The organism is Georgenia sp. H159 (assembly GCF_035607575.1).
In the GTDB taxonomy this organism is placed as follows: Bacteria; Actinomycetota; Actinomycetes; order Actinomycetales; family Actinomycetaceae; genus Oceanitalea.
Genome location: NZ_JAYDZY010000006.1, coordinates 85,761 through 111,817 on the forward strand (window position 1 = coordinate 85,761; position 26,057 = coordinate 111,817).

At 71.6% G+C, this 26,057-nt stretch carries 25 protein-coding genes; 10 read left to right on the top strand and 15 right to left on the bottom strand.

Features of this window, described 5'->3' with window-relative positions; genetic code table 11:
• Positions 1-4: 4 nt before the first annotated feature.
• The 3 genes from VR894_RS08510 to VR894_RS08520 form a co-directional block, all read right to left on the bottom strand.
• Positions 5-1,357 carry a class II 3-deoxy-7-phosphoheptulonate synthase gene (locus VR894_RS08510; RefSeq protein ID WP_324650949.1) on the bottom strand — a complete coding sequence of 451 codons (1,353 nt, stop codon included), beginning with the start codon at positions 1,355-1,357 and terminating at the stop codon, positions 5-7.
• 86 nt (positions 1,358-1,443) lie between these two features.
• A complete protein-coding gene (locus VR894_RS08515; protein ID WP_324650950.1) occupies positions 1,444-2,673 on the bottom strand; it encodes a pyrophosphate--fructose-6-phosphate 1-phosphotransferase in 1,230 nt (409 codons plus the stop codon).
• A gap of 105 nt (positions 2,674-2,778) precedes the next feature.
• Entirely contained in the window at positions 2,779-3,657 is an 879-nt protein-coding gene (locus VR894_RS08520; protein WP_324650951.1) for a lysophospholipid acyltransferase family protein, read from the bottom strand.
• A 70-nt stretch (positions 3,658-3,727) separates the two neighbouring features.
• Here VR894_RS08520 and VR894_RS08525 point away from each other — a divergent pair, with 70 nt between their 5' ends.
• Positions 3,728-4,207: a hypothetical protein gene (locus VR894_RS08525; protein WP_324650952.1), complete on the top strand. Its 480-nt coding sequence runs from the start codon at positions 3,728-3,730 to the stop codon at positions 4,205-4,207.
• 28 nt (positions 4,208-4,235) lie between these two features.
• Here VR894_RS08525 and VR894_RS08530 read toward each other — a convergent pair whose 3' ends face one another.
• On the bottom strand, positions 4,236-5,174 hold the full coding sequence (locus tag VR894_RS08530; protein WP_324650953.1) for an ROK family glucokinase: 939 nt from the start codon (positions 5,172-5,174) through the stop codon (positions 4,236-4,238).
• Between the two features lie 128 nt (positions 5,175-5,302).
• On the opposite strand from VR894_RS08530, the gene VR894_RS08535 reads away from it, so the two are divergent.
• Positions 5,303-7,132 (top strand): AMP-dependent synthetase/ligase, encoded by a 1,830-nt coding sequence (locus VR894_RS08535; RefSeq protein WP_324650954.1) that lies wholly within the window; start codon positions 5,303-5,305, stop codon positions 7,130-7,132.
• 145 nt (positions 7,133-7,277) lie between these two features.
• On the opposite strand, the gene VR894_RS08540 is transcribed toward VR894_RS08535, so the two are convergent.
• Positions 7,278-7,475, bottom strand: coding sequence for a hypothetical protein (locus VR894_RS08540; RefSeq protein WP_324650955.1), 198 nt, complete (start codon positions 7,473-7,475; stop codon positions 7,278-7,280).
• An 87-nt stretch (positions 7,476-7,562) separates the two neighbouring features.
• Here VR894_RS08540 and VR894_RS08545 point away from each other — a divergent pair, with 87 nt between their 5' ends.
• Positions 7,563-9,335, top strand: coding sequence for a DEDD exonuclease domain-containing protein (locus tag VR894_RS08545; protein ID WP_324650956.1), 1,773 nt, complete (start codon positions 7,563-7,565; stop codon positions 9,333-9,335).
• A gap of 89 nt (positions 9,336-9,424) precedes the next feature.
• Here VR894_RS08545 and VR894_RS08550 read toward each other — a convergent pair whose 3' ends face one another.
• The 3 genes from VR894_RS08550 to VR894_RS08560 form a co-directional block, all read right to left on the bottom strand.
• On the bottom strand, positions 9,425-9,706 hold the full coding sequence (locus VR894_RS08550; protein WP_324650957.1) for an Lrp/AsnC ligand binding domain-containing protein: 282 nt from the start codon (positions 9,704-9,706) through the stop codon (positions 9,425-9,427).
• 92 nt (positions 9,707-9,798) lie between these two features.
• Positions 9,799-10,881, bottom strand: a complete 1,083-nt coding sequence (gene trpD, locus VR894_RS08555; RefSeq protein ID WP_324650958.1) for an anthranilate phosphoribosyltransferase — start codon at positions 10,879-10,881, stop codon at positions 9,799-9,801.
• Positions 10,878-11,309 carry a hypothetical protein gene (locus VR894_RS08560; protein WP_324650959.1) on the bottom strand — a complete coding sequence of 144 codons (432 nt, stop codon included), beginning with the start codon at positions 11,307-11,309 and terminating at the stop codon, positions 10,878-10,880. Before VR894_RS08560 ends, trpD begins: the two co-directional genes overlap by 4 nt.
• A 309-nt stretch (positions 11,310-11,618) precedes the next feature.
• On the opposite strand from VR894_RS08560, the gene VR894_RS08565 reads away from it, so the two are divergent.
• From VR894_RS08565 to VR894_RS08585, 5 genes are all read left to right on the top strand, one after another.
• On the top strand, positions 11,619-12,272 hold the full coding sequence (locus tag VR894_RS08565; protein WP_324650960.1) for a heme-copper oxidase subunit III: 654 nt from the start codon (positions 11,619-11,621) through the stop codon (positions 12,270-12,272).
• A 55-nt stretch (positions 12,273-12,327) separates the two neighbouring features.
• Positions 12,328-13,107 carry a c-type cytochrome gene (locus tag VR894_RS08570; protein ID WP_324650961.1) on the top strand — a complete coding sequence of 260 codons (780 nt, stop codon included), beginning with the start codon at positions 12,328-12,330 and terminating at the stop codon, positions 13,105-13,107.
• Positions 13,104-14,198, top strand: coding sequence for a Rieske (2Fe-2S) protein (locus VR894_RS08575; RefSeq protein ID WP_324650962.1), 1,095 nt, complete (start codon positions 13,104-13,106; stop codon positions 14,196-14,198). The genes VR894_RS08570 and VR894_RS08575 overlap by 4 nt, the downstream gene beginning before the upstream one ends.
• Complete coding sequence (locus tag VR894_RS08580) at positions 14,195-15,958, top strand: cytochrome bc complex cytochrome b subunit (RefSeq protein WP_324650963.1); 1,764 nt, start codon at positions 14,195-14,197, stop codon at positions 15,956-15,958. Before VR894_RS08575 ends, VR894_RS08580 begins: the two co-directional genes overlap by 4 nt.
• Before the next feature lie 94 nt (positions 15,959-16,052).
• Positions 16,053-16,685: a superoxide dismutase gene (locus tag VR894_RS08585; RefSeq protein WP_324650964.1), complete on the top strand. Its 633-nt coding sequence runs from the start codon at positions 16,053-16,055 to the stop codon at positions 16,683-16,685.
• A gap of 545 nt (positions 16,686-17,230) precedes the next feature.
• On the opposite strand, the gene VR894_RS08590 is transcribed toward VR894_RS08585, so the two are convergent.
• The 7 genes from VR894_RS08590 to VR894_RS08620 form a co-directional block, all read right to left on the bottom strand.
• Positions 17,231-17,686, bottom strand: coding sequence for a cytochrome c oxidase subunit 4 (locus tag VR894_RS08590; RefSeq protein ID WP_416380830.1), 456 nt, complete (start codon positions 17,684-17,686; stop codon positions 17,231-17,233).
• Positions 17,686-19,500 carry a cytochrome c oxidase subunit I gene (gene ctaD / locus VR894_RS08595; RefSeq protein ID WP_324650965.1) on the bottom strand — a complete coding sequence of 605 codons (1,815 nt, stop codon included), beginning with the start codon at positions 19,498-19,500 and terminating at the stop codon, positions 17,686-17,688. The genes VR894_RS08590 and ctaD overlap by 1 nt, the downstream gene beginning before the upstream one ends.
• Positions 19,500-20,318, bottom strand: coding sequence for a cytochrome c oxidase subunit II (gene coxB, locus VR894_RS08600; RefSeq protein WP_324650966.1), 819 nt, complete (start codon positions 20,316-20,318; stop codon positions 19,500-19,502). Before coxB ends, ctaD begins: the two co-directional genes overlap by 1 nt.
• A gap of 242 nt (positions 20,319-20,560) precedes the next feature.
• On the bottom strand, positions 20,561-20,926 hold the full coding sequence (locus VR894_RS08605) for an iron-sulfur cluster assembly accessory protein (protein WP_324650967.1): 366 nt from the start codon (positions 20,924-20,926) through the stop codon (positions 20,561-20,563).
• 76 nt (positions 20,927-21,002) lie between these two features.
• The gene (locus VR894_RS08610) at positions 21,003-22,130 is read right to left on the bottom strand and encodes a glycerate kinase (RefSeq protein WP_324650968.1); all 1,128 of its coding nucleotides are present in this window, start codon (positions 22,128-22,130) and stop codon (positions 21,003-21,005) included.
• Between the two features lie 34 nt (positions 22,131-22,164).
• Complete coding sequence (locus tag VR894_RS08615; protein WP_324650969.1) at positions 22,165-23,523, bottom strand: dipeptidase; 1,359 nt, start codon at positions 23,521-23,523, stop codon at positions 22,165-22,167.
• Positions 23,524-23,556: 33 nt separating this feature from the next.
• A complete protein-coding gene (locus tag VR894_RS08620; RefSeq protein ID WP_324650970.1) occupies positions 23,557-24,306 on the bottom strand; it encodes an MBL fold metallo-hydrolase in 750 nt (249 codons plus the stop codon).
• A gap of 117 nt (positions 24,307-24,423) precedes the next feature.
• Between VR894_RS08620 and VR894_RS08625 the strand changes: the two genes are divergently transcribed.
• Together VR894_RS08625 and VR894_RS08630 are read left to right on the top strand one after the other, a co-directional pair.
• Entirely contained in the window at positions 24,424-25,011 is a 588-nt protein-coding gene (locus VR894_RS08625) for a DUF3043 domain-containing protein (protein WP_324650971.1), read from the top strand.
• On the top strand, positions 25,008-26,042 hold the full coding sequence (locus VR894_RS08630) for a quinone-dependent dihydroorotate dehydrogenase (RefSeq protein WP_324650972.1): 1,035 nt from the start codon (positions 25,008-25,010) through the stop codon (positions 26,040-26,042). The genes VR894_RS08625 and VR894_RS08630 overlap by 4 nt, the downstream gene beginning before the upstream one ends.
• Positions 26,043-26,057: the final 15 nt, after the last annotated feature.

Here is a 26,057-nt window from a genome sequence, read left to right on the forward strand (position 1 = left end):
CTCATCAGCTGCCCCGCAGCATCTCCGCGACCGCGAAGGCCATCTCCAGCGACTGCTGGTGGTTCAGGCGTGGGTCCACGAGCGTCTCGTAGCGCCGGCTCAGCGCCCCCTCGTCGATCTCCTCACCACCGCCGAGGACCTCGGTGACGTCGTCACCGGTGAGCTCGACGTGCAGGCCGCCGGGAACGGTGCCGGCCTCCTCGTGGGCCTCGAAGAAGCCCCTGACCTCGTCGAGCACCGTGTCGAACCGGCGCGTCTTGTAGCCGTTCGGAGAGGCGAAGGTGTTGCCGTGCATCGGGTCGCAGACCCAGGTCACGGGGCCGCCCTGTGCCGCGACGGCGGACAGCAGGCCCGGGAGCACATCGCGGATCTTCTCCGCGCCCATCCGGGTGATGAAGGTCAGCCGGCCGGGCTCGCCCTCGGGGTTGAGCCGCTCCTGGAGCTCGAGCGCGGTCTGCGGGGTGGTCGTCGGGCCCAGCTTGACCCCGATGGGGTTGCGCACCCGGGAGAGGAGGTCGACGTGGGCGCCGTCGAGCTGCCGGGTGCGCTCCCCGATCCACACGAAGTGGGCCGAGGTGTTGTACGGCAGGCCGGTGCGGGAGTCGATGCGCGTCATCGCACGCTCGTAGTCGAGGAGCAGCGCCTCGTGGCTGGAGTAGAAGTCGACCGTCTTGAGGGCGTCGAAGTCGGCGCCCGCCGCAGCCATGAAGCGCACGGCGCGGTCGATCTCGGCGGCCAGGGCCTCGTAGCGCTTGTAGGCCGGGTTGCTCGTGAAGCCGCGGTTCCACTCGTGCACGAGGCGCAGGTCGGCGAACCCGCCACCGGTGAAGGCACGGATGAGGTTGAGGGTCGTCGCCGAGCGGTGGTAGGCGGAGAGCAGGCGGTGGGGGTCCGGCACCCGCGACTCGGGGGTGAAGGCGTGACCGTTGACGGCGTCCCCGCGGTAGGCGGGCAGCTCGACGCCGTCGCGGAGCTCCATCGTGTTGCTCCGCGGCTTGGCATACTGCCCGGCCATGCGCCCCATCTTGATGACGGGCATGCTCGCGCCGTAGGTGAGGACGACCGCCATCTGGAGGATGGTGCGGATCTTGTTGCGGATGTTGTCCGCCGTCGACTCCGCGAAGGTCTCGGCGCAGTCGCCGCCCTGGAGCAGGAACGCCTCGCCACGGGAAGCCTGCGCCAGCAGCGCGCGCAGCTTGTCCGACTCGCCCGCGAAGACGAGCGGCGGCGACACCGACAGCTCCTCGGTCACCGCCTGCAGCTCCTCGGCGCTGCGCCACTCGGGCTGCTGGGAAGCAGGAAGGTCGCGCCAGTGGTCCAGCCCGCGCAGGACCGCGGGATCAGCCTCGATACTCACCCGTCGAGGATACGGGAGGTCCGGAACGTGGAACGCCGCCGGTCCGCACCGTGGGAATCGGTGCGGACCGGCGGCGTGCCCGGGAGTCAGTGCGCGGCGGCGTCCGCCGGGGTGACGTCCTGGCCGATGCTCGCCATGAGCTCGGTGAACCAGCGCTGGGTGATGTCGAAGGCCTTGCCGCCGGCGATGCGCGGGAAGGCGATGGTCGTCAGCTCGTCGTCGTTCTCCTCGTCGTGCCCGATGACCCCGGACACGTCGTTGAACGCGCTCTCGACGGCCAGGTTGACCATCGTGCGGATGAGGTCGAGGTCCTTGGCGTTGGCGGGGGCCGAGCGGGAGAAGTACCCCGACTTCTGCACCATGACCTTCTCGGCGCCGATGAGCTCGGCGAACTGCTTGGCGAACCACTGACCGGGGTTGATGGTGTCGAGCTTGACGTGGCCGAAGGGGTCGCGCTGGACCTCCTCGCCCTTGGCCTCGAGCTCGGCGATGATCTCGGGCACCCCGGCCCCCTCGGACAGGAAGATGTTGACGTTGCCGATCTCGTCCATGACCCCGCGCAGGCGCCGGGCCTCGCCCTCGAGGTCGAGCTTCATCTCGGGCAGGAAGACCGCGTGGACGTCCCAGCGCTCCTTGCTCAGCCCGGCGCTCGGGTTCCACTCCGGGCGCTCGGCGACCCACTGGTGGTAGTCACGGGCGGCGGCCGCGGTGAGCCAGCCGCAGTGCCGGCCCATGACCTCGTGGACGATGAGCATCCGCGGGTTGGAACGGTGCTCACCGATGATGTTCTGCGCGAAGCGGTTGGCCTGGTCCGCGGCGGTGTGCGCGCCGAGGGACTGGCGGATGGGGACGATGTCGTTGTCGATCGTCTTCGGCAGGCCCACCACGGTCATGTGGTAGCCGTTGTCCTCGAGGTAGGCGGCGAGGTCGGCGGCGGTCGTGTTGGTGTCGTCGCCACCGATGGTGTGCAGGACGTCCACGCCGTCGGCGCGCAGCTGCTCGGCCGCGACCTGCAGCGGGTCCTGGCCCTCCTGGACCAGGCCGCGCTCGACGAGGTTCTTGGTGTTCGTCAGCTTGACGCGGCTGTTGCCGATCGGGCTGCCGCCGAAGTCGTGCAGCACGCCGGCCTTGGCGCGGGCGTCGTCGTCGATGACGATCTTGGTCCCGGTCAGCAGGCCGTGGTAGCCGTACTGGTAGGCGATGATCTCCACGTCCGGCGCCACCTCGGTGTAGCGCTCGATCAGACCTCCGACGGCGGAGGACAGGCAGGGGGCGAAGCCTCCCGCGGTGAGCAGGGCGACACGGCGTACGGACATCGGCAACCTTTCATCGAACGGCGGCCACCTGGCGGCGGCCGGCGAGCTCGGTGCTCGCGTGCTGGGTCCAGTGTAGTGAGGCCACGCGCACTCCTCCGGGACCGCTCACGACGACGGCGGGTGCTCCCCCGCGTCGTCGCCGTCCGTGACGTCCCCGGCCACGGCCGGGCCGTCCTGGGTCGCCGCCTCCAGGCGCTCCTTGCCCTCGGCGAGCTCCTGCTCGGTGGGCTCCGGCACGCCCGTGCCCGGCACCCGACGTCCACCGGGCGCGGCCGGTGCCGTGACGGGGGGCGTGGCGGGTGCCCGGCCGGCGGCCGCGCGCGCCTTGACGCTGGCGGCGTAGACGTCGGCGTACTCCTGGCCGGACAGGCGCATGATCTCGTACATGATCTCGTCGGTGATGGACCGCAGGACGAAGCGGTCGTCCTCCAGCCCGGCGTACCGGCTGAAGTCGAGCGGCTCGCCGATGACGATGCCGACCGGGTGCAGCCGCGGGATGCGGGTGCCGATGGGCTGAGCGATGTTCGTGCCGATCATGGCGACCGGGATGACGGGGGCACCGGACTGGAGGGCGAGCCGGGCCACGCCGGTCTTGCCCCGGTAGAGCCGGCCGTCGGGGCTGCGGGTCCCCTCGGGGTAGATGCCGAAGAGCTCGCCCTCACGCAGCCGCCGCAGGCCGGTGTTGAGGGCCGCCTCGCTGGCCCGGCCGCCGCTGCGGTCGACGGGGATCGTCCCCACCCCGCGCATGAAGCCGGCCACCAGCCTGCCCTTGACGCCACGCCCGGTGAAGTAGTCCTGCTTGCCGAGGAAGACGACGGGGCGGCGGAGCATGAGCGGCAGGAAGAACGAGTCGATGACGGCGAGGTGGTTGCTCGCCAGGATGGCGCTGCCCTCCTCGGGGACGTTCTCCGTACCGCGGATCCACGGCTGGTAGAAGACACGCAGCGTCGTGCCGAGCGTCGCCTTCATGAAGCCGTAGAACACCCGTGACCCTCCGCAGTTCTGCCGGCCGTCTGCTCAGCCGCGCGTTCCCGAGCACTCTAGAGTGCTCTCCATGGCTGGTCCTACCCGGGGAGCCGCGGACAGCGGCAACCCACCCGACGACGACTTCGACGCGCAGTGGGCCGACCTCACGTCCCGGCTGGGAGAGCTCCGGCTGCCCCCGGCCCAGGACGACGCCGACTCCCCGGCACCCGGCCCCGCACCGGAGGTGGCAGCCCCGTCCCCCGGCCCGCGCGACTACACGCCCACGGCGGAGACGGAGGACGACGACCCGGCGCGCGACGTCGTCGACGGTTTCGTCCAGCCCGACCCTGACCCGCTGTCACGGGCCGAGCCGGTCGTCGTGCTCGGCTGGGCTGGTGTCCTCGGCGGGCTGACGCTCATGGTCGTGTGCGTGCTCGCCTGGCGTGGCGCGCCGGGCATCGTCTGGCTGGCCGCCGTGGCCGCCCTCGCGGTCGGGATCGGCCTGCTGCTGTGGCGCATGCCGGCACGCCGGGACGCCGACGACTACGACGACGGCGCGGTCGTCTGACCGGTCGCGTCACCGCGCCCCGGCCGCCTCAGTGCCGGACGAGGTCGGCGGCACCGACGATCCCGGCCTCGTTACCGAGCTCGGCGAGCAGGATCTGCGCCTCGGGGCGGTAGCCCCGGGCCGACAGCTCTGCCCGGAACGAGGCGCGGGCGGCCTCGAGCACGAGGTCACCGGTGTCGGCGACACCGCCGCCGATGACGAACAGCTCGGGGTCGAGCACGGCGACGAGGTCCGCGATCCCGGCTCCCACCCACCGGCCGAGCTCGGCCACCAGGTCCCGGGCGAGCGGGTCGCCCTCCGCTGCCGCGGCGGTCACGTGCTGGCCCTTGACGCGCGCGCCGTCGGCGGCCGCGAGCTCACGGAGCCGGCCCGCGCGGTCCTCGTCGGTGATGAGCGCCATCCGCGCCGCGCGGGTCAGCGCCCGCCCGGAGGCGTACATCTCCCAGCAGCCCTCGTGGCCGCAGCCGCAGTAGTGGCCGTTGGGGACGACGCGCATGTGACCGAGCTCGGCGGCAGCACCGAAGGCACCGCGCAGCAGCCTGTCGTCGAGCACGATGGCGCCGCCCAGCCCGGTCCCGAGCGTGAGCATGACCATCGAGCGCGCGTCACGCCCCGCACCGAAGCGGAACTCCGCCCACCCGGCGGCGTTGGCGTCGTTCTCGATGACGATCGGGACGTCGATACCGCGGGCGAGACGCTCACGCAGGGGGTAGTCGCGCCACGCGATGTTGGGCGCGAACCGCATCCCGTCACGGGTGGGGCTGACGAACCCGGCGGCAGCGACACCGACCCCGGCGACCTCCCGGTCGGCCCGGAGCTCGGCGACCGCGGCGATGACCGCGCTCTCGATCGCCTCCGGGTCCTGCGGGTCGGTCGCGCGGCGTGTCTGCGCCAGCACGCGGCCGTCCTCGTCCACCAGACCGGCGGCGATCTTCGTCCCACCGATGTCGATACCGATTGTCGTCACCGATCACTCCCGTCCCGTCGTCACGCCGGCCAACACGAAGTTTCCCATGTGGACCTGCGTCTGTTCGCCCAGATCTGCCATATCGTTGAGCAGTAGTCATCCCTCCAACCGCTGCCACTGGAGCCAGTATGGACGAGTTCCATGTCCCCCTTGCCGTGACGTCCGAAGCGTCAGCGAGCATCAGTGACCTCCTCATCACCCAGGCGACGTCCTCCCCGTCGAAGGTGCTCATCGAGAAGCAGGAGAACGGGGTCTGGCGCGAGTACACGACGGCCCAGGTCCTCGAGCTCGTCGAGGGGGTCGCGAAGGGCCTCATGGCCGCCGGTGTCGGCCCGGGCGAGCACGTGGCGATCATGTCGCGCACGCGTTTCGAGTGGACGATCCTCGACTTCGCGATCTGGCACGCCGGGGCGGTCCCGGTCCCCGTGTACGAGACCTCCTCCGCCGACCAGAGCGCGTGGATCCTCGGCGACTCCCACTGCGTCGCCGCGATCGTCGAGACCCCGGCACACGCCGCCGTCGTCGCCGAGGCCCGCGCGGACAACGGCGGCCTGCCCGAGCTCAAGGACGTGTGGACGATCGACGAGGGCGCCCTCGACACGCTCATCACCCTCGGCCGGGAGGTCACCGACGCCGACCTCGCCGCCCGGCACTCCGCGGTCGGCCTCGACGACGTCGCCACGATCATCTACACCTCGGGCACCACCGGCCGCCCCAAGGGCGCCGTGCTCACCCACGGCAACTTCGTCGAGCTGTGCCGCAACTCCATCGAGGACCTGCACGAGGTCCTCGACTACCCAGGTGCCCGCACGCTGCTGTTCATGCCGCTTGCCCACGTGTTCGCGCGTTTCGTCGAGGTGCTCGTCATCGCGGCCGGTGTGAGCCTCGGGCACACGCCGGACAGCAAGGACCTCGTCGCCGACATGGGGACCTTCCAGCCGACCTTCATCCTGTCCGTCCCGCGCGTGTTCGAGAAGGTGTACAACGCCGCGGAGCAGAAGGCCGCGGCCGGCGGGAAGGTGAAGATCTTCCGCTGGGCAGCGAAGATCAACATCGCCTACTCGCGCGCACTGGACGAGCCGGGCGGCCCCGGGGTGCGCCTCAAGGCGCTCCACAAGGTGGCCGACGCCCTCGTGCTGAAGAAGATCCGCGCCGTCCTCGGCGGCCGGGCCGTCTACGCCATCTCCGGCGGCGCCCCGCTGGGCGAGCGCCTCGGGCACTTCTTCCGGGGTCTGGGCCTTGTCGTCCTCGAGGGCTACGGGCTGACCGAGACGACCGCGCCGGTCACCGTCGGCCGGCCGGGACGGGTGAAGATCGGGACCGTGGGCACCCCGCTGCCCGGCGTCGGGATCAAGATCGCCGAGGACGGGGAGATCCTCGCCACGGGCATCCCGGTGTTCCGCGGCTACCACAACAATCCCGAGGCGACGGCGGAGGCCTTCTCCGACGGCTGGTTCCACACCGGGGACGTCGGAACCCTCGACGAGGACGGCTACCTCACGATCACGGGGCGCAAGAAGGAGATCATCGTCACGGCCGCCGGCAAGAACGTCGCCCCGAGCCAGCTCGAGGACCCCACCCGCGCGCACCCGCTGGTCTCCCAGTGCCTGGCCATCGGAGACCGCCGCCACTTCATCAGCATGCTCATCACGCTGGACGCCGAGATGCTCCCCAGCTGGCTGAAGAACCACGGCAAGGAGCCGATGACCGTCGCGCAGGCGAAGGACGACCCGCTGGTCCGCGAGCACCTCCAGATGGCGATCGACCGGACGAACAAGAAGGTCTCCCGCGCGGAGTCCATCCGTAAGTTCGTCATCCTCGACGAGGACTTCACCATCGACAACGGGTACCTCACCCCGTCGCTCAAGGTGCGCCGCAACGCGGTCCTCACGGACTACGCGGACATCATCGACGCCATCTACGCCGAGCCGGCGGCCATCTCGGCACACACCTCCTAGCGACCGGTCACGCCGGCGGGCACCTGCTGACCGCCGGCCACGTCGGCACGCACGCTGACGACCGGCCACGGCGGCGGCACACCCCTGGCCGGCAACGCCGGGCGACCGACACCGGCAGCCACCCGACGACGGGTCCGGCGCGGGCTCAGCCCGCGCCGGTCCGGCGCAGGCGCAGGGGCGGGACGAGCCCACTGTCGGCGAGGACGGCCAACGCCGTCCGCTCGTCCTCCCCGATGTCCCGGGGCTCCGGTGCGGGACCACGGGACGGGTCGGTGAGGAAGCTGACGACGCAGTCGTCGCAGGCGATGTGCTTCATGGTGCACGAACCACAGTCGATGATCATGACGCGACCGTAGGACCGACCACCGACATCCCCGCCGCCGGTGCGCCGCCGGTGGGGATGTCGGTGCCTCGACGTACGGTCGCTCACGTGACTGCGAACCTGCTTGCACCGGCCCCCGGGAGGCGGCTGGGCCTCGAGGACGCGACCCGGGCGGGAACAGGGACACCGCTCCAGGTGGGCTTCGACGAGCTCGGTGTGCCCCTGTCCGAGGTGAGCTTCGTCGTCGTCGACCTCGAGACCACCGGCGGCTCGCCCACCCAGTGCGAGATCACCGAGATCGGCGCGGTCAAGGTGCGGGGCGGGGAGGTGCTCGGCGAGTTCCAGACCCTCGTCGACCCCGGCGGCCCGGTGCCGCCGATGATCACCGTGCTCACCGGCATCACCGACGCGATGCTCGTCGGGGCCCCCCGCATCGGCGAGGTCCTGCCCTCCTTCCTCGAGTTCGCCGGGTTCGGGCCGACGACCGTCCTCGTGGCCCACAACGCCCGGTTCGACGTCGGGTTCCTGCGCGCTGCGGCCACCCGGCTCGACCTCACGTGGCCCTCCCCCGCCGTCGTCGACACCGTCGCGCTGGCGCGCACGGTCGTGACCAAGGACGAGGCGCCGAACCACAAGCTCGGCACCCTCGCCGCCCTCTTCGGCGCGACGACCAGCCCGGACCACCGGGCGCTGCACGACGCGCGCGCCACCGTCGACGTGCTCCACGCCCTCCTCGGCCGGCTCGCGCCTCTCGGCGCCACCCACCTCGAGGACCTGGCGACCATCGCCGACCCCGTCCCCCACGGCCGCCGGCGTAAGTCGACCCTCGCCGACACCCTGCCGACGGGGCCAGGCGTCTACCAGTTCCTCGGCCCGGGCCGCGAGGTCCTCTACGTGGGCAAGGCGGTCAACCTGCGCCGACGGGTGCGCTCGTACTTCACGGCCGGGGAGAAGCGCAAGCGCATCGGGGAGATGCTCGACCTCACGCAGGACGTCCACGTCATCCCCTGCGCCACCGACCTCGAGGCCTCGGTCCGCGAGCTCCGGCTCATCGCCGAGCTCGACCCGCCGTACAACCGACGGTCGCGCCGCCCGCACAAGCGACCGTGGGTCCGCCTCACCGACGAGCCCTTCCCGCGCCTGTCCATCGTCCGCAGCGTGCCCGCCGAGCGCGGCACCGACGCGCTGGGTCCGTTCAGCTCACGCGCGGCAGCACAGTCGGCTCTCGAGGCCCTGGAGGAGGCGTTCGCGCTCCGCCGGTGCACGCAACGGCTCCCCGTCGTCCCCAACCCCGAGGCGCGGGCCTGTGCCCTCGCGGAGATGGGCCACTGCGGTGCGCCGTGCACCGGCGGCCAGAGCGTCGAGACCTACTCCGGCATCGTCCGGGCCGCACGGGGCGGCCTGGCCGCTGCCGCGGGACCGGTCGTCGCCGCGCTCCGCACCCGGATCGGGACGCTCGCGGCGCAGCAGCGGTACGAGGAAGCCGCCACCGAGCGGGACCGGCTCCGTGCCTTCCTCGTCGCCGCCCGACGCAGCCAGCGGCTGCGACCGCTGTGGCGCAGCCCCCAGCTCGTCGCGGCGCGACGACTCGAGGACGGCGGGTGGGAGGTGGTCCTCGTCCGCCACGGGCGGCTGGCCGGCACCTGCACCGTGCCCCGTGGGGTCGACCCGATGCCCGCGATCGACTCGCTCGTGGCCACCGGCGAGGAGGTCGCGCCGCCCGCCGCCGCGCTGGGTGCCGCGACGGCCGAGGAGACCGAGCTCCTCGCGGACTGGATCGAGAACCCGGCCACCCGGCTCGTGCAGCACGACCCCGGCGAGGAGCCCTTCGCCTGGCCGCTGGACGGCGCGGCGAAGTACCCGCTCCCACCGACCGCCTGAGCGCCACACCGCCGGCCCGCCGCGACGGGTGCCCTCGTTCGGCCCTGGGTCCGCCCGAACGCACCCGGAGGTGTGCCGTGGCGGGGTCGTCAGTCGCCGAGGCCGATGGCGAACGCCGACTCGAGGTCGTGCCGGGAGTAGGCCTGGAAGGCGATGTACGTGCGCGTGTTCGTCACTCCCTGGACCTTGCCCACCTGGTCGGCGACGACGTCGGCCAGGTCCTCGTGGCGGCGGACCCGCGCGATGGCGATGAGGTCGACGTCACCGGTGACCGAGTAGACCTCGCTGATCCCCTCGAGCTCGGCCACCTCACGGGCGACCTCCGGGACGCGGCTCGCGTCCGTGTCGATCAGGACGATGGCGGTGAGCATGGGGTCTCCTTCGTCTCGATGGCCGGCGGGCGCCGCCGGCCTCATCATCTCCCGGACGGCCGGTCCGGCGCCGCCCGTTGTTCCAGCTGCTGTCAGCGCCGCGCGCTCGCGGCCACCCACCGCTCGAGCACGCCCCGTGCCCGCCCGTCGTCGATCGCGGCGGCAGCGAGATCCATGCCGGCCCGCAGCCGTGCGACGAGGTCACCGTCGGCGGGTGCGGTGCCGGGCAGACCGGCGTGGGCGACCAGTGCCGCCGCGGAGTTCAGCAGGACGGCGTCCCGGACCGGCCCGGTCGCCCCGGCGAGCAGGTCGCGGGCCACCCCGGCGTTGAAGACGGCGTCGTCCCCGCGGAGGTCCGCGAGGGTCGCCCCGGGGAGGCCGAAGGCGTCGCGCGAGTCGATGACCTGCTCGGTCACCTCACCGTCGGCGACGGACCACACCCTGCTGGGCGCCGTCGTCGTCAGCTCGTCGAGGCCGTCCTCACCGCGGAAGACGAGGGCACGGGTGCCGCGCCGGGCCAGCACACCGGCGACGAGCGGCGCGATCCGCCGGTCGGCCACGCCGATCGCCGCCGCGCGCGGGTGTGCCGGGTTGGTCAGCGGGCCGAGCACGTTGAAGGCCGTGCTGACCGCGAGCTCACGCCGCGCCACGGCCGCGTGCCGCATCGAGGGGTGGAAGGTCTGGGCGAAGCAGAAGGTGATGCCGACCTCACGGAAGGTCGCCTCGACCTCCATGACGCTCTGGTCCAGGCGCACCCCGAGCCGCTCCAGAACGTCCGCGGACCCGCTGGCCGAGCTCGAGGCGCGGTTGCCGTGCTTGACGACGGGAACGCCGGCGCCGGCGATGACGAGGGAGGACATCGTCGAGATGTTGACGGTGCGGGCGCGGTCGCCACCCGTCCCGACGATGTCGACGACGTCGTCGGGCACGTCGATCGGGACGGCGTGCTCGAGCATGACGTCGGCCAGCCCGGTGAGCTCCGCCACCGTCTCTCCCTTGGCGCGCAGCGCCACGAGGAACCCGGCCAGCTGGACGGGACTGGCCAGACCGGACATCACCTGGTCCATCGCCCAGCCGGCCTGCGTGGCGCTGAGGTGCTCCCCCGCCATGAGCGAGGTGATGAGGTCGGCCCAGGTGGGCACGACCGGTTCGACGCCGTCGGCGTCGGCCGTCACAGGGCGCCGCCAGAGCGCAGCAGCCGTGCGACCTCCTGCTGGATCCGCATGGGGTCGAGCGGTGACTCGACGATCGCGTCGACCTGGGCCCACGTCGCCAGCCACGCGTCCTGAGGGCGGGCCGTGAGCACGAGGACCGGCGGGCACTTGTACATCTCGTTCTTCAGCTGCCGGCTTACCGCCATCCCACCGGCCCGGGCCGCCTCGCCGTCGAGGACGAGAAGGGCGAACCCACCCTGCTTCGCCGTGGCCACCGCGGCCTCGTGGGTCGCCGTCTCCGTCCAGCGGATGCGAGGCAGGTCGGCGGCTGCCCGCCGGCCGACCGACCGGCGCACCTGCTCACGCGTGGCGACGTCGTCGCTGTAGAGCAGCACGTCCACGACGTCAGTGGCTGTGGTCGCGGCGGCGTCGGGCTGCGCGGGCGTCATCGTCGTCCTCCAAGATCGCTCTGGACACACCGCGAGAGACGGTGTCCTCCCCGCATGGTAGTCACGGTCGGCCTCCGGCGCGGACACCGTCCCGGCCCGGTGCCGTCACGGTCCACGCGCCGACACGACGACGTCGAGATGGGGCGAATCGCACGAAACAGACATCCCCGGATCCGGCGTGTTGCGGCGACTCCGGCTCGGGACCAAAGGCTCAGGCGCGGGTTGGCGCGGAAGTCCTAGCCTCAGGGTGGACGCCTGTGCGAATCGCGCACCGACGGAGTGGGCACCTACACCTAGTTTCAGGCCATAATGGCAAGCGTGTCGTCTACTACGGCTGCTCTGAGCGCCCCCCAGGTGAACGTCAACCGACCGAACTCGGTGTCGGTGGGCACCATCGTCTGGCTGTCCAGCGAGCTGATGTTCTTCGCCGGACTCTTCGCCATGTACTTCACGCACCGGTCGGTGTCCGCGGAGATCTGGCCGGAGAACTACTCACTGCTCAACATCCCGTGGGCGCTGACGATCACCCTGGTCCTCGTGGCCAGCTCGGTGACCGCGCAGATGGGCGTGTTCGCCGCCGAACGCTTCCAGCCGCGCCGCACCGGCTCGCTCCTCGACATCCGCCGCTGGGGCATGGAGGAGTGGTTCGTCCTCACGTTCATCATGGGGGCGTTCTTCGTCTCCGGGCAGACCTTCGAGTACGCCGAGCTCGTCTCGCACGGCCTCACGGTCTCCTCGAGCCCCTACGGGTCGGTCTTCTACATCATGACCGGCTTCCACGCCCTGCACGTGCTCGGCGGCCTCGTCGCATTCCTGTTCATCCTCGGCCGCTCCTACGCCGCGAACCGCTTCGGCCACCTCGAGGCCACCGGCGCCGTCGTCGTGTCCTACTACTGGCACTTCGTCGACGTCGTCTGGGTCGCCATGTTCTTCATCATCTACTTCCTCGAGCTCTTCGGCTGAGGACGTAGGCGACCTGCCCCGTCCACCCGCACACGCTAGACAAGGACACAACACCGTGAAGGCACTCGCCGCCAGCAGAAGGCACCGGCTCGCACCGGTGGTCCTCCTGCTCCTGGCCCTGATCCTGACGGGGGTGGCGTACTCCGCCGTCATCTCCGAGCCGGCCACCGCACAGACGGCCAGCCAGGAGGAGATCGAGACAGGCGAGGCGCTGTTCCGCACGAACTGCTCGACCTGCCACGGCCTGGACGCCCAGGGCACCGACCTCGCGCCGTCGCTCGTCGGCGTGGGTGCGGCGTCGGTGCACTTCCAGGTGTCCACCGGCCGCATGCCCATGGCCAACAACTCCCCGCAGGCCGAGCGCAAGGACCCGCTCATGACCGAGGAGCAGACCGCGGCCCTGTCCGCCTACGTCGCCAGCCTCGGCCCGGGCCCCTCGATCCCCTCCAGCGACCAGGTCGACCCGGAGGAGGGCAACGCCGCCAGCGGCATGGAGCTCTTCCGCACCAACTGCTCGATGTGCCACAACGCCGTCGGCGCCGGCGGTGCGCTGACCGAGGGCAAGGTGGCCCCGCCGCTCGACGACGCGACCCCCACCCAGATCTGGGAGGCCATGCGGACCGGTCCCCAGTCGATGCCGATCTTCAACGAGGCGTCGGTGACGGACGAGGGCGCCCGTGACGTCATCGCCTACATCATGGAGCAGCGCGAGGTCAGCCCGGGCGGCATCACGCTCGGCAACCTCGGCCCCGTGTCCGAGGGCTTCTGGGTGTGGATCGTCGGCATCGGCGGCATCATCGGTATTGCTGTGTGGATGGGAGCAAGGTCCTCGTGAGCACGAATCGTCCCTCTGGGGAGCTGACCAGCGCCGCGGACGGCGCGCCGGTCGCCGACGTCCCCGACCGTTTCGAGAACCCCGGACTGCCCCCGCACCCGGAGCGCATGTCCGACCGCGACCCCAAGGCGGCCAAGCGCGCCGAGCGACAGGTCGTCGCACTGCTCCTCGTCTCCGTCCTCGCCTCGCTCGGCGGGATCGTCGGGTTCTTCCTCATCCCGGTCGGCACCACGCTCGTCGACGTGCGCCTCTCGACGCTCGTCCTGGGCGTGGGGCTCGGTCTCGGCATGCTCGGTATCGGCCTGGGCGCGGTGCACTGGTCCAAGGCGCTCATGTCGAACGAGGAGTACGTCGAGAAGCGCAAGCCGGCCTACTCCTCGCCCGAGGTCCGCGAGGAGGCCGTGACGATGCTCGAGACGGGCGTCGACGAGTCCAACATCGCGCGCCGGCCGGTCCTCAAGGGTGCGCTCGTCGGTGCCGCGGCCCTCGCGCCGCTGCCCTTCGTCGTGCCGCTCGTGGGTGAGCTGTCGGAGACGTGGGACACCCGGCGCTTCCGTCACACCGCGTGGGGTGACGTCCCCGAGGGAACCGGGGGACGGCTGCCCGACGGCACCATGGGTCGGCGGCTGGCCGTCGACCCCGACAACCGGCTCATCCGCGCCGCCGACGTCACCAACGGGTCCGCCTTCCAGGTGATCCCGCACGGTCTGCCGGATGAGGAGCACTACCTCGAGGAGAAGGCCAAGGCGGTCGTCTTCATGACGCGCATCGACCCGTCCCAGCTCAACATCTCCCCCGAGCGCCGGGACTGGAGCTACGACGGCATCATCGCCTTCTCCAAGGTCTGCACCCACGTCGGCTGCCCCGTGGCTCTCTACGAGCAGCAGACCCACCACCTCCTGTGCCCCTGCCACCAGTCGACCTTCGACCTCGCCAACGAGGCCAAGGTCGTCTTCGGCCCGGCCAACCGTGCGCTCCCCCAGCTGCCGATCACCGTGGACACCGAGGGCTACCTCGTCGCCCGCTCCGACTTCCACGAGACGGTCGGACCGAGCTTCTGGGAGCGCGAGCGATTGGATGAGAACCGATGAGCGCAACGACTGCCCGGAAGCCCAGCAAGGCGGCACCGGCCGCCGACTACCTCGACCGGCGCACCGGCATCGGCAAGGCCGTCAAGGAGTTCGCGCGCAAGGTCTTCCCGGACCACTGGTCCTTCCTGCTCGGTGAGGTCGCGCTCTACAGCTTCATCGTCCTCATCCTCAGCGGCCTGTTCCTCACGATGTTCTTCGTGCCGAGCATGGGGCACGTGACCTACCCCGAGGACCAGCTGCCCGTCGCGATGCAGGGCGTCGGCATGTCCGAGGCCTTCGCCTCGACGCTGCGGCTGTCCTTCGAGGTCCGCGGCGGCCTGCTCATGCGGCAGATCCACCACTGGGCGGCGCTGCTGTTCATGGCCGCGATCGTCGCGCACATGCTGCGGGTCTTCTTCACCGGCGCGTTCCGCAAGCCGCGCGAGCTCAACTGGCTGATCGGCTTCACGCTGCTCATCCTCGGACTCCTCGCCGGGTTCTCCGGCTACTCGCTGCCCGACGACGTCCTCTCCGGCAACGGTCTGCGGATCGCCGACGGCGTGGCGCGGGCGATCCCGATCCTCGGGTCGTACGTCTCCCTCGGCCTCTTCGGCGGGGAGTTCCCGGGGACCGACATCATCCCGCGGCTGTTCACCGTGCACATCCTGCTCGTGCCCGGCCTCATCATCGCGCTGGTGACGGTCCACCTCATCCTCGTCGTCGTGCACAAGCACACCCAGTACCCCGGGCCCGGGAAGACGGAGAAGAACGTCGTCGGCTACCCGGTGCTCCCGGTGTACGCGGCCAAGGCCGGTGGGTTCTTCTTCATCGTCTTCGGCTTCCTCGCCATGCTCGGCGCCCTCGTGTCGATCAACCCGGTGTGGATCCACGGGCCGTACGACCCCTCCCCCGTCGGTGCGGGTGCCCAGCCCGACTGGTACATGCTCTTCCTCGAGGGGGCGCTGCGGCTCATGCCGGGCTGGCCGGAGTTCGTCATCGGTGGCTACGTGCTGTCGCTCAACGTGCTCATCCCCGGCGTCGTCATCCCGGGCATCCTCTTCACGACCATCGCGCTGTGGCCCTTCATCGAGGCTGCGGTCACCAAGGACCGCGGCGAGCACCACCTGCTCGACCGCCCGCGCAACGCCCCGATCCGCACCGCCACCGGCGTCTCGATCATCACGGCGTTCATGGTGCTCAACGTGGCAGGCGCGAACGACCTCATCGCCACGCACTTCGAGCTCTCGCTCAACGGCATCACGTGGTTCCTGCGTGCCGCCTTCTTCATCGCGCCCGTGTTCGCCTTCTGGCTCACCAAGCGGATCTGCCTCTCGCTCCAGCGGCGTGACCGCGAGCTCGCGCTGCACGGCCACGAGACCGGCCGCATCGTGCGCATGCCGTCCGGGCAGTACATGGAGGTCCACCAGCCCCTCTCCCAGGAGGAGCGCTGGCTGCTCGTCCAGCACGAGGCGGACCGGATGCTCGAGATCGGGCCGCCCGAGGACGAGAACGGCGTGCGCCGGCCCGGGTACCAGAGGGACAAGGGCATGCAGCGCATCTCGCGCTTCTTCTACGAGGACCGCGTCCAGCCCGCCACCCCCGCCGAGCTCGCGGCCGCGAACGCCTCCCACGGGGCGCACGGCAACGGCAACGGCAGCGGCAACGGCGCTCCCGCGATGGTCGAGTCGAGCGGGCTGCAGGACGCCTTCGAGCGCCCCGAGCAGGAGAAGGCCGCTGTCACCGCCGGACGCGACGAGCGGAACAACCCCGCGTCGTCGTAGGTTGGCAATGAAGAGGCCCGTGTCCGGCGTCACGCCGGGCACGGGCTCGCAGCAGCCGGTGCGGAACCGCACCGGGACGACATGAGGAGGACACATGACCGTGTACACCCTGCCGGAGCTCCCGTACGACTACAGCGCCCTGGAGCCGCACATCAGCGGCAAGATCATGGAGCTGCACCACGACAAGCACCACAAGACCTACGTCGACGGCGCGAACACCGCGCTGGAGAAGCTGGCTGCCGCTCGCGAGAGTGGTGACAACGCCGCCATCAACCTCTTCGAGAAGAACCTCGCCTTCAACCTCGGCGGGCACGTCAACCACACCGTCTTCTGGAACAACCTCTCCCCCGAGGGCGGCGGTGAGCCCGAGGGCGAGCTCGCCGCGGCCATCACGGACCAGCTCGGGTCCTTCGAGGGCTTCAAGGCTCAGTTCTCCGCCAACGCCACGAGCATCCAGGGCTCCGGCTGGTCCGTGCTGGCGTGGGACTCCATCGGGCAGAAGCTCTCGATCTTCCAGCTGTTCGACCAGCAGGGCAACGTGCCGCTCGGGCTCACCCCGATCCTCATGCTCGACATGTGGGAGCACGCCTTCTACCTCGACTACCTCAACGTCAAGGCCGACTACGTCAAGGCGTTCTGGAACATCGTCAACTGGCGCGACGTCGCCGCGCGCCTCGAGCGTGCGCGGACCCAGACCGCGGGACTCATCGTCCCTGCCGTCGTCTGAGCCGACCGCAGCCGCCGCGAAGGCCCGGTGCCCCCTCCTGGGGCGCCGGGCCTTCGCGCTGCCGCCGGGATCGCGTCCCGCCCGGCCCGCCGGCCGATCGCCGATCGTGTGTGGTTCGGGTCCTCCCAGGACGCGAACCACACACGCTCTGCGGCTCCCTGACGCAGCGGGGCGACCGTCGCCTCCCCTCGGCCAGACATGCGGCCGGTGCGTGCCTCACGGGCCGGGAGACGCCGAAGGGCGGCGCCCCCTGCCGGGAGCACCGCCCTTCCGCTACGGCTGTGCGGGCGCCCCAGTGGGCGTGCGGCCCGCTCCACCGAAGGCCGCGCCTCGCCCGGCCCGCCGGCCGATCGCCGATCGTGTGTGGTTCGGGTCCTCCCGGGACCCGGACCACACACGCTCTGCGGCCTCCTGACGCCGCGGGGCGACCGTCGCCTCCCCTCGGCCACACATGCGCGCGGAGCGCGCCTCACGGGCCGGGAGACGCCGAAGGGCGGCGCCCCCTGCCGGGAGCACCGCCCTTCCGCTACGGCTGTGCGGGCGCCTCAGTGTGCGTGCGGCCCTCGGGAGAACTCGAAGGTCTGTCCGATGAGGCCGACGACGCCCACGGCCACACCGATCCCGAAGACCCACCAGCCGACGGCGATACCGGCGAAGGCCAGTGCTGCCGCGACACCGAGCACGAGGGGCCACCACGAGTGCGGGGAGTAGACGCCCATCTCACCGGCGTGCTCGTCGACGTCGCTCGTCGGGTTGTCCTCGGGGCGCGGGTCGACGCGGCGGGCGAGCAGCGCCAGGTAGCCGCCGGCGAGCCCGTACAGGCCGACCAGCAGGAGGAGCGCCACCGTGCCCACGGGCTCCCAGCTGCTCCAGAACCCGTAGAGCAGCGCGACGGGCAGGAAGAAGACGACACCCGCGAGGAACGTCCACTTCTCCACGCGCATCGGCGTGGGGTTCACCGCGGACGGCTCCCCCGGTGCGCGGTCCTTCTCGTGTGCCATCAGGCCTGACCCTTCTCGTCGTCGTCCTCGTCGCGCTCCAGCACGGCGGTGGACGTACGGCCGGGCTCGGGCTGAGCCGCCTCGCCGCCGCCACCGGTGCGCTGCGCGTCACCCAGCACCTGCTCGAGCACACCCTGGTCCGGCACGGCCGCCTGGTCCATCGCGGCGACCTCCGGGTGGTGCAGGTCGAAGGCCGGGCGCTCGGACCGCACCCGCGGCAAGGAGGTGAAGTTGTGCCGTGGCGGCGGGCAGCTCGTCGCCCACTCGAGGGAGTTCGCGAAGCCCCACGGGTCGTCGACGAAGACCGTCCGCGGTCCCCGCGCGGTGATGTAGACGTTCCACAGGAACGGCAGCGTGGACAGCGTGAGCAGGGCGGCGCCGACCGTCGAGACCTGGTTCATCAGCGTGAACCCGTCCTCGACCATGTAGTCGGCGTAGCGCCGGGGCATGCCCTGGGCGCCGAGCCAGTGCTGGATGAGGAAGGTGCCGTGGAAGCCGAAGAAGAGCATCCAGAAGTGCACCTTGCCGAGCGGCTCGTTGAGCATGCGGCCGGTCATCTTCGGCCACCAGAAGTAGAAGCCCGCGAACATCGCGAACACCACGGTGCCGAACACGGTGTAGTGGAAGTGGGCCACGACGAAGTAGGAGTCGTGCACCTGGAAGTCCATCGCGGGGCTCGCCAGGATGATGCCGGTGACACCGCCGAAGAGGAACGTCGCCATGAAGCCGAGCGACCAGAGCATCGGCGTCTCGAAGGTGAGCTTGCCCCGCCACAGGGTGCCGATCCAGTTGAAGAACTTCACGCCGGTCGGGACGGCGATGAGCATCGTCATGAGGGCGAAGAAGTCCAGCAGCACGCCACCGGTCGTGTACATGTGGTGGGCCCACACCGTCATCGACAGCGCCGCGATCGCGATGGTCGCGAAGACCAGGCCCTTGTAGCCGAAGATCGGCTTGCGGGCGAAGACCGGCAGGATCTCGCTGACGATGCCGAAGAACGGCAGCGCGATGACGTAGACCTCGGGGTGCCCGAAGAACCAGAACAGGTGCTGCCACAGCAGCGCCCCGCCGCTCTCCGGGTTGTAGATCTGCCCGCCGAGCACACGGTCGAAGGCGAGGCCGAACAGGGCGGCCGCCAGCACGGGGAAGGCCATGAGCACCAGCAGGGAGGTGATCATGATGTTCCAGCTGAAGATCGGCATCCGGAACATCGTCATGCCGGGCATGCGCATCGTGATGATGGTGGCGACGAAGTTGACCGAGCCGAAGATCGTGCCGAAACCGGTGAGGGCGATGCCCAGCACCCACAGGTCCCCGCCGTTGCCCGGCGAGAAGGGCGCGAGCGACAGCGGTGTGTACGCGGTCCAGCCGAAGCTCGCCGCGCCCTTGGGGGTGAGAAAGCCGGCCAGCGCGATGAGCCCACCGAAGGTGAACAGCCAGTAGCTGAACATGTTCAGCCGTGGGAACGCGACGTCCGGGGCACCGATCTGCAGCGGCACGAAGACGTTCCCGAAGCCCGTGAACAGCGGCGTCGCGAACAGGAACAGCATGATCGTGCCGTGCATGGTGAAGAACTGGTTGTACTGCTCCTTGGACTGGAACAGGTCCATGCCCGGCCCGAAGAGCTCGAGCCGCATCGCCATGGCGAGGATGCCGCCGATGATGAAGAAGACGAAGGCGGTGATGAGGTAGAGGTAGCCGATGACCTTGTGGTCGGTCGAGGTCAGCCAGCTGACGACCGTGCGGCCCATGCTCTGGCGCTCCGGCCGCAGTCCCGGGACCAGCTCGGTCTGTGCCTCGTGCGTGGTCGCCATCAGTTGTTCCCCGTTCCGTCCTGCAGGTAGCCGCGCTGGTCGTACACGCGGTTGTACTCCTCACCGAGCCGGCCGACGTTGCCGGCCTCGCGCAACGCGTCCATCTCGGCGTCGTAGGTCTCCCTGTCGACGACCTCGACGTTGAAGAGCATCTCCGAGTGGAACTCCCCGCACAGCTCGGCGCACTTGCCCTGGAAGCTGCCGATCTCCTGCGGCGTCACCTGGAAGGAGTTCGTCTTGCCGGCGATCATGTCCATCTTCATGAGGAAGGCCGGGATCCAGAACGCGTGGTTGACGTCGCGGGTCTCCAGGACGAACTCCACCGTCTCCCCAACCGGCAGGTAGAGCGTCGGCAGCGTCTCCTCGACGCCCCCCTCACCCGTGAGCTCGATGCGCCCACCCTCGAAGTAGACCTCGTCGTCGAGGTAGTTGAAGTCCCAGCTCCACTGCTTGCCGTAGGCCTCGATGGTGAGGTCCGGCTCGGCCGTGACGTCGGTCAGCTCGTCGGTGACCTGGACCGAGTAGAAGTACAGCACCCCGATCATGAGGATCGGCACGACGGTGTACATGAGCTCGAGCGGGATGTGGTAGCGCAGCTGGACGGGCAGCGAGCTGTCGTTCTTCCGCTTCCGGTAGGCGATGACGCACCAGATGATCAGGCCCCACACGAGCACCCCGACGGCGAGCGCGGCGACCCACGCCCCGTTCCAGTGGTCGATGATCGACCCGGTCTTGTCGGTCAGGCCCGGCTGGGAGGGCAGGAAGCCGTTGCTCGGCGCACCGAGCTCGGCGCAGCCGGCAAGGGTGAGGGCCGCCACAAGGCCCAGGGCTACCAGTCGCCACCCGCGGGACGAGCGGCTACCGGAGGACGGTGATCGCACTTGTTGACCTTCCGACACGATGCATTAGGGCATTTCAGACAGGACCTACGTCCCGCGAGCCAGCCTACCGTGAACACCGCCCTGGTACGCGAAACGGCCCGCCGTGGGGGTGGGTGTACCCCCGCTCACAGCGGGCCGTCGCGTCGTTCGACGCACGCCGGGACTCCGGCGTGGCGGACTCAGTGGAAGGAGTCGCCGCAGGCGCACGAGCCGCCCGCGTTGGGGTTGTCGATCGTGAAGCCCTGCTTCTCGATGGTGTCGGCGAAGTCGATGGTCGCGCCGGCGAGGTAGGGCACGCTCATGCGGTCGACGACGACCTCGACGCCGTCGAACCCGCGGACGGAGTCGCCGTCGAGGAGGCGCTCGTCGAAGTAGAGCTGGTAGATGAGGCCCGAGCAGCCACCGGGCTGCACGGCGATGCGCAGCCGCAGGTCGTCACGACCCTCCTGCGCGAGGAGCGTCTTGACCTTCTGCGCGGCGACGTCGGTGAGTTCGACCTCGTGGGTCGGGACCTCGGTGGGCGTGGTGGCCGTCGTCTCGCTCATGCTGGAATCTCCGCGGGTGGTCGGTGTGGGTCAATCGGGGCAACCACGGATGGTCCGCGGTTGTTCCCCGACCAGCCTACGCCCCGCGTGCCCACGTGCGCGCGAGACGTTCGGCCCACGCCTCCAGCGCCGTGAGGTCGCCGCGGCCGGTCTCGTAGGTGGCACTGATCCCCGAGCGGGCGACCTCGCGGCGCGAGGTGTGGACCTCCTCGGCGAGCACGACGACGGGAAGGCCCAGCGCCATGGCGGCCTGGCCGACGGTCGCGACGACGGAGGCGTCGACGGCGGGGGCGTCCAGCACCGACGTCCCGGTGAGCACGACGTCCGCCTCGGCGACCGCGTCCGTGAGGCCGATGGCCGCCGCGACGACGTCCGGTCCGGGCAGCAGCCGCGCACCGAGGACGGACAGGGCGTACGCGGCCCCTCCCCCGGCGCCGGTGCCGTCCGCGCGGCCCGGACGGGTGGAAGAGCCGTGCCCGTGCCCACCCGGCAGCGGGAGGAGCGCCGTCCGGGTGGGGAGCTCGCGGCCCAGTCGCTCGAGCCGGGCCGCGAGCTCACCCGCACGCGTGTCGAGCCGCTGGGCCTCGGCCGGCCCGATCCGCTCGCCGAGCAGCGCCCCGGCGCCGTGCAGGCCGAGGAGCGGGACCTGCGTCGCAGCCGCGACGACCACCTCGCTGCCGTCCAGCACGCGGTGCGCGGCGGCGAGCGTGGCCGCGTCGATGTCGGCGTCGTCGCCCACCCCGGCGAGGACGCGGACCAGGCCTGCCCCGCCGTCGTGCGGCGCGCTGTCCCCGAGCCCGACGACGAGGCGCCCGGCCCCGAGGTCCCGCGCCGCCAGCAGGAGCTCACCCAGGCCGGCACTGGTGCCGCGCTCGGCGTGCGTCAGCTCCTGACCGGGCGGGGTGAGCTGGCGCCCGAGGACCTGGCCGGCCTCGAGGTAGGCGGTGCCTCCGGCCGTTCCGGGGACGTGGAGCAGCGTCGCCGGCACCGGGTCACCGAGGGGTCCCCGAGCGGTCACCGAGACGAGGCGCCCCCCGCGAGCCGTGTGGACGGCGTCGAGCAGGCCGGCGGCGCCGTCCGACATGGGCAGCACCCGCACGTCGGAGTCGGGGGCGGTGCGCAGCCACCCGCGGCGCACGGCGGCTGCGACCTGCGCGGCGCTCAGCGCTCCGGAGAACGGTCCGGGGCTCACCAGCAGCCGCACGCGCGCTCCCGTCCCCGGTCGGTGGTGACCATCCTCAGAGCCGGTCGGCGAGACGGGACAGGAGCAGCGCCTCGGCGAGGACGACCTTCTGCAGCTCCCCGAGGTGCACCGACTCGTCCTCCGAGTGCGCCCGCGAGTCCGGGTCCTCCACCCCGGTGACGAGGATCGCGGCCTCCGGGTACACCTCGGCGAGGTCGGCGATGAACGGGATGGAGCCCCCGACGCCGAGGTCGACGGGCACGGTGCCCCACGCGGTCGCGAAGGCCCAGCGAGCCGACTGCATGGCGGCCGAGTCCTCCGGCGCCTGGAACGCCTGGCCCGTCTCCCCCGCGGTCACCGTCACGCGGGCCCCGAAGGGAGCGTGCTCGCGGAGGTGGTCGTGGAGGGCGCGCTCCGCGGCTGCCGGGTCCTGGCCGGGAGCGATGCGCATGGACAGCTTGGCCCGCGCCGCCGGGATGATCGTGTTGGAGGCGTGGTCCACGCTCGTCGCGTCCAGCCCGATGACGGAGATCGCCGGCTTGGTCCACAGGCGCGCGGCGAGCGGGCCCGAGCCGGCCAGCCGGACGCCGTCGAGGACCCCGACGTCGGCACGGAGGTCCTCCTCGGGGTAGTCGACCGCGGCGTGGTCGTCCGCGACGAGCCCGGCGACGGCGACGTCCCCGGCGTCGTCGTGCAGGGTGGCGATGAGGCGGGACAGGAGCGTGACGGCGTCGAGCACGGGCCCGCCGTACATGCCGGAGTGGACGGCGTGGTCGAGGACGGCCAGGTCGACGGTGCAGTCGACCAGGCCGCGTAGCGACGTCGTGAGGCCGGGGCCGCCGACCTTCCAGTTCGAGGAGTCCGCGACGACGATGACGTCGGCGGCCAGCCGGTCCCGGTAGGTCTCCAGGAAGGTGCGGAAGGTCGGCGAACCGATCTCCTCCTCCCCCTCGCTGAAGACCGTGACACCGACGCCCAGCTCGTCCCCCAGCACGCGCAGCGCGCCCACGTGGGCCATGATCCCGGCCTTGTCGTCCGCGGCGCCGCGTCCGTAGAGGCGCTCGCCACGCTGGGTGGGCTCGAAGGGGGGCGAGGTCCAGCCGGCGGGGTCGCCGGGCGGCTGGACGTCGTGGTGGGCGTAGAGCAGCACGGTCGGCGCCCCTGCGGGAGCAGGCCGGTGGGCGAGCACGGCGGGCGCCCCGGCGCGGCCGTCCGCCCCGGTGACGCGCACGACGTCCACCTCGGGCAGGCCGGCCCCGCGGAGGAGCTCGGCGACCGCGGCCGCGCTGTCCTCGAGGTGCTGGGGGTCGAAGGCGGGCGCCGAGACGCTCGGGATGCGCACGAGCGACTCGAGGTCGCGGCGGATGCGGGGGAACTCGGCGGCGGTGCGGGTGGAGAGGTCCTCGATGGTCACCAGGGCAGCCTAACCGCGCCGCACGGCGGTGGGTCAGGCCGTGCCGGCGGCGCGGGCACGCTCGACGGCGGCTGCCGCACCCTGGGTCCACGGCTCACCGTGCCCGGGCAGGACGGTTCCGGCACCGGTGCCGGCGATGGCGTCCAGCGTGGCGAGGTTCATGGTGAAGTCCGCCGTCGCGGCACCGGCGATGATCCGGGGTCCGGTGCGGGCCGTGTACGGGTCGAGGGTGACGAGGGCGTCACCGGAGATGACGACGTCGCGGTCGCGTAGGTGGAGGGCGACGTGTCCGTAGGTGTGCCCCGGTGTGGCGAGGACCTCCGGCCGTCCGGGCACGTCGAGGGTGGTGCCGGTCGCGAGGGTCCGGATGCCGGTGGCGCCGCGCACGGTGAGCGCGCCCGCGAGGGCCATGCGCGTGAGGATCGGGACCGCGGCGGGGTGACGCACCGGGTAGAGGGCGCGCGGGTTCTCGTGGGCGTAGCTGTACGGGTGGGAGACGAGGCTGTGCTCCTCCGCGGTCGCCCACACGGGCAGCGCGAGGCGCTGCTGCAGCCGGCGCACCACGCCGACGTGGTCGAAGTGGGCGTGGGTGAGCACGAGCGCACGAAGGTCGCGCGGACGGTGGCCGATCGCCCGGATCGCCCACCCCAGCGGTCGCCAGACCGACGGCAGCCCGGCGTCCACCAGGGTCACGCCGTCGTCGTCCTCGACGAGGTAGCAGTTGACGTGGGCGTGCGAGACGAGGTGCACGCCGGGGGCGACCTCACGGACGGTGGCGCTCATGAACCGGGGCTCCTCTCGTCGGCGCCGGACCGTCGCCCGGCGCCCGTCCACTATCCCGCCGGGCCCGCGCCCCTGCACGCGGGCCGCGAGGGGCCGTGCGTCGACTACCCTCGAGGCGTGATCGGACGCAGCAAGAAGGAGACCCCAGCGCCTGGCCCGGTGGCGCCGGAGGAGCACCCAGCCGCGGGCAAGGGCCGCCCCACCCCCAAGCGCCGGGAGGCCGAGGCGCGCAACCAGCGTCCGCTCGTCCCCACGGACCGCAAGGCGGCCAAGCGCGAGATGCGTGAGCGCCGTAACGAGATGTACGCGAAGCAGCAGGAGGCGATGCGCACCGGTGACGAGCGCTACCTGCCGGTCCGCGACAAGGGACCGGTGCGGCGCTGGGTGCGCGACTACGTCGACAGCCACTTCAGCCCGAGCGAGTACTTCCTGCCGCTGGCGATGGCCTCGATCGTCCTGCTGTTCTTCGCCTCGATGTTCCCCGAGGTCGCGGTCATCGGCATGATCGTCATGTACGTCGCCTTCGCCATCTCGCTGGCGTTCGCGATCGGCTACGCGATGATCATCAGGCGCAAGCTGCGGGCACGCTTCGACGAGGACCAGATCCCCCGCTTCACCGGCATCTACGCCTTCAGCCGGCTCTTCCAGCCGCGCTTCCTGCGCGCTCCCAAGCCCCAGGTCAAGCGCGGCGAGCAGCCCGCGTGACGGCGCCCGGGGTTGGGCTGTACCGGCTCGCCTTCCGGACCCTGCTCGTCCGCGTCGACGCCGAGCGCGCCCACGAGCTCGCCCTGCGGCTCATCCGCGGGGCCGCAGCGGTCCCGGTCCTGCCCCGCGTGGTCCGCGCGACCCTCGGGCGACGCCCCGCCACGGCCGTGGCCACCGGGCTGGGGCGACCGGTCCGCGGCGTGCTCGGCCTGGCCGCCGGCATGGACAAGGACGCCGGCACGGTGCTGGGGATGGACATGCTCGGCTTCGGGCACGTCGAGGTCGGGACGATCACCGCCCACGCCCAGCCGGGGAACGAGCGACCGCGGCTGTGGCGCCACCCTGAGGACGAGGCGCTGCGCAACCGCATGGGCTTCAACAACGCCGGGGCGCACGCCGCCGCCGAACGGCTGCGCGAGCTGCGCGGCTCGCGGCGCGGCCGCTCCGTCGTCGTCGGCGTCAACATCGGCAAGTCCCGCGTCACGCCGGTGGACGACGCGGTGGGCGACTACGCCACCTCGGCCCGGCTGCTGGCGCGCTGGGCGGACTACCTCACCGTCAACGTCTCCTCCCCCAACACCCCGGGCCTGCGGGACCTCCAGGCCGTCGACACGCTGCGACCGATCCTGACGGCGGTGCAGCGGCAGGCCGACGCCGCGGCCGGGCGCCGGGTCCCGGTCCTCGTCAAGGTGGCGCCCGACCTCGACGACGACGACGTCGCCTCCGTCGCGGACCTCGTCACCGAGCTGTCCCTCGCCGGGGTCGTCGCCACGAACACGACGATCGCGCACGACCACGGTCCCGGCGGGCTCTCCGGCCGGCCGCTCCACGCGCGCGCCGTCGAAGTCGTGCGGCTGCTCCGCGCCCGGCTCGGTCCCGGCCCCGTGATCATCGGCGTCGGCGGGATCGGGGACGAGGCGCAGGCGCGGGCCATGCTGGCCGCGGGCGCCGACCTGCTCCAGGCCTACACCGGCTTCGTCTACAACGGGCCGACGTGGCCCGGCGCGCTCAACCGGCGGCTCGCGCGCTGACGGCCGGTCCCGCCC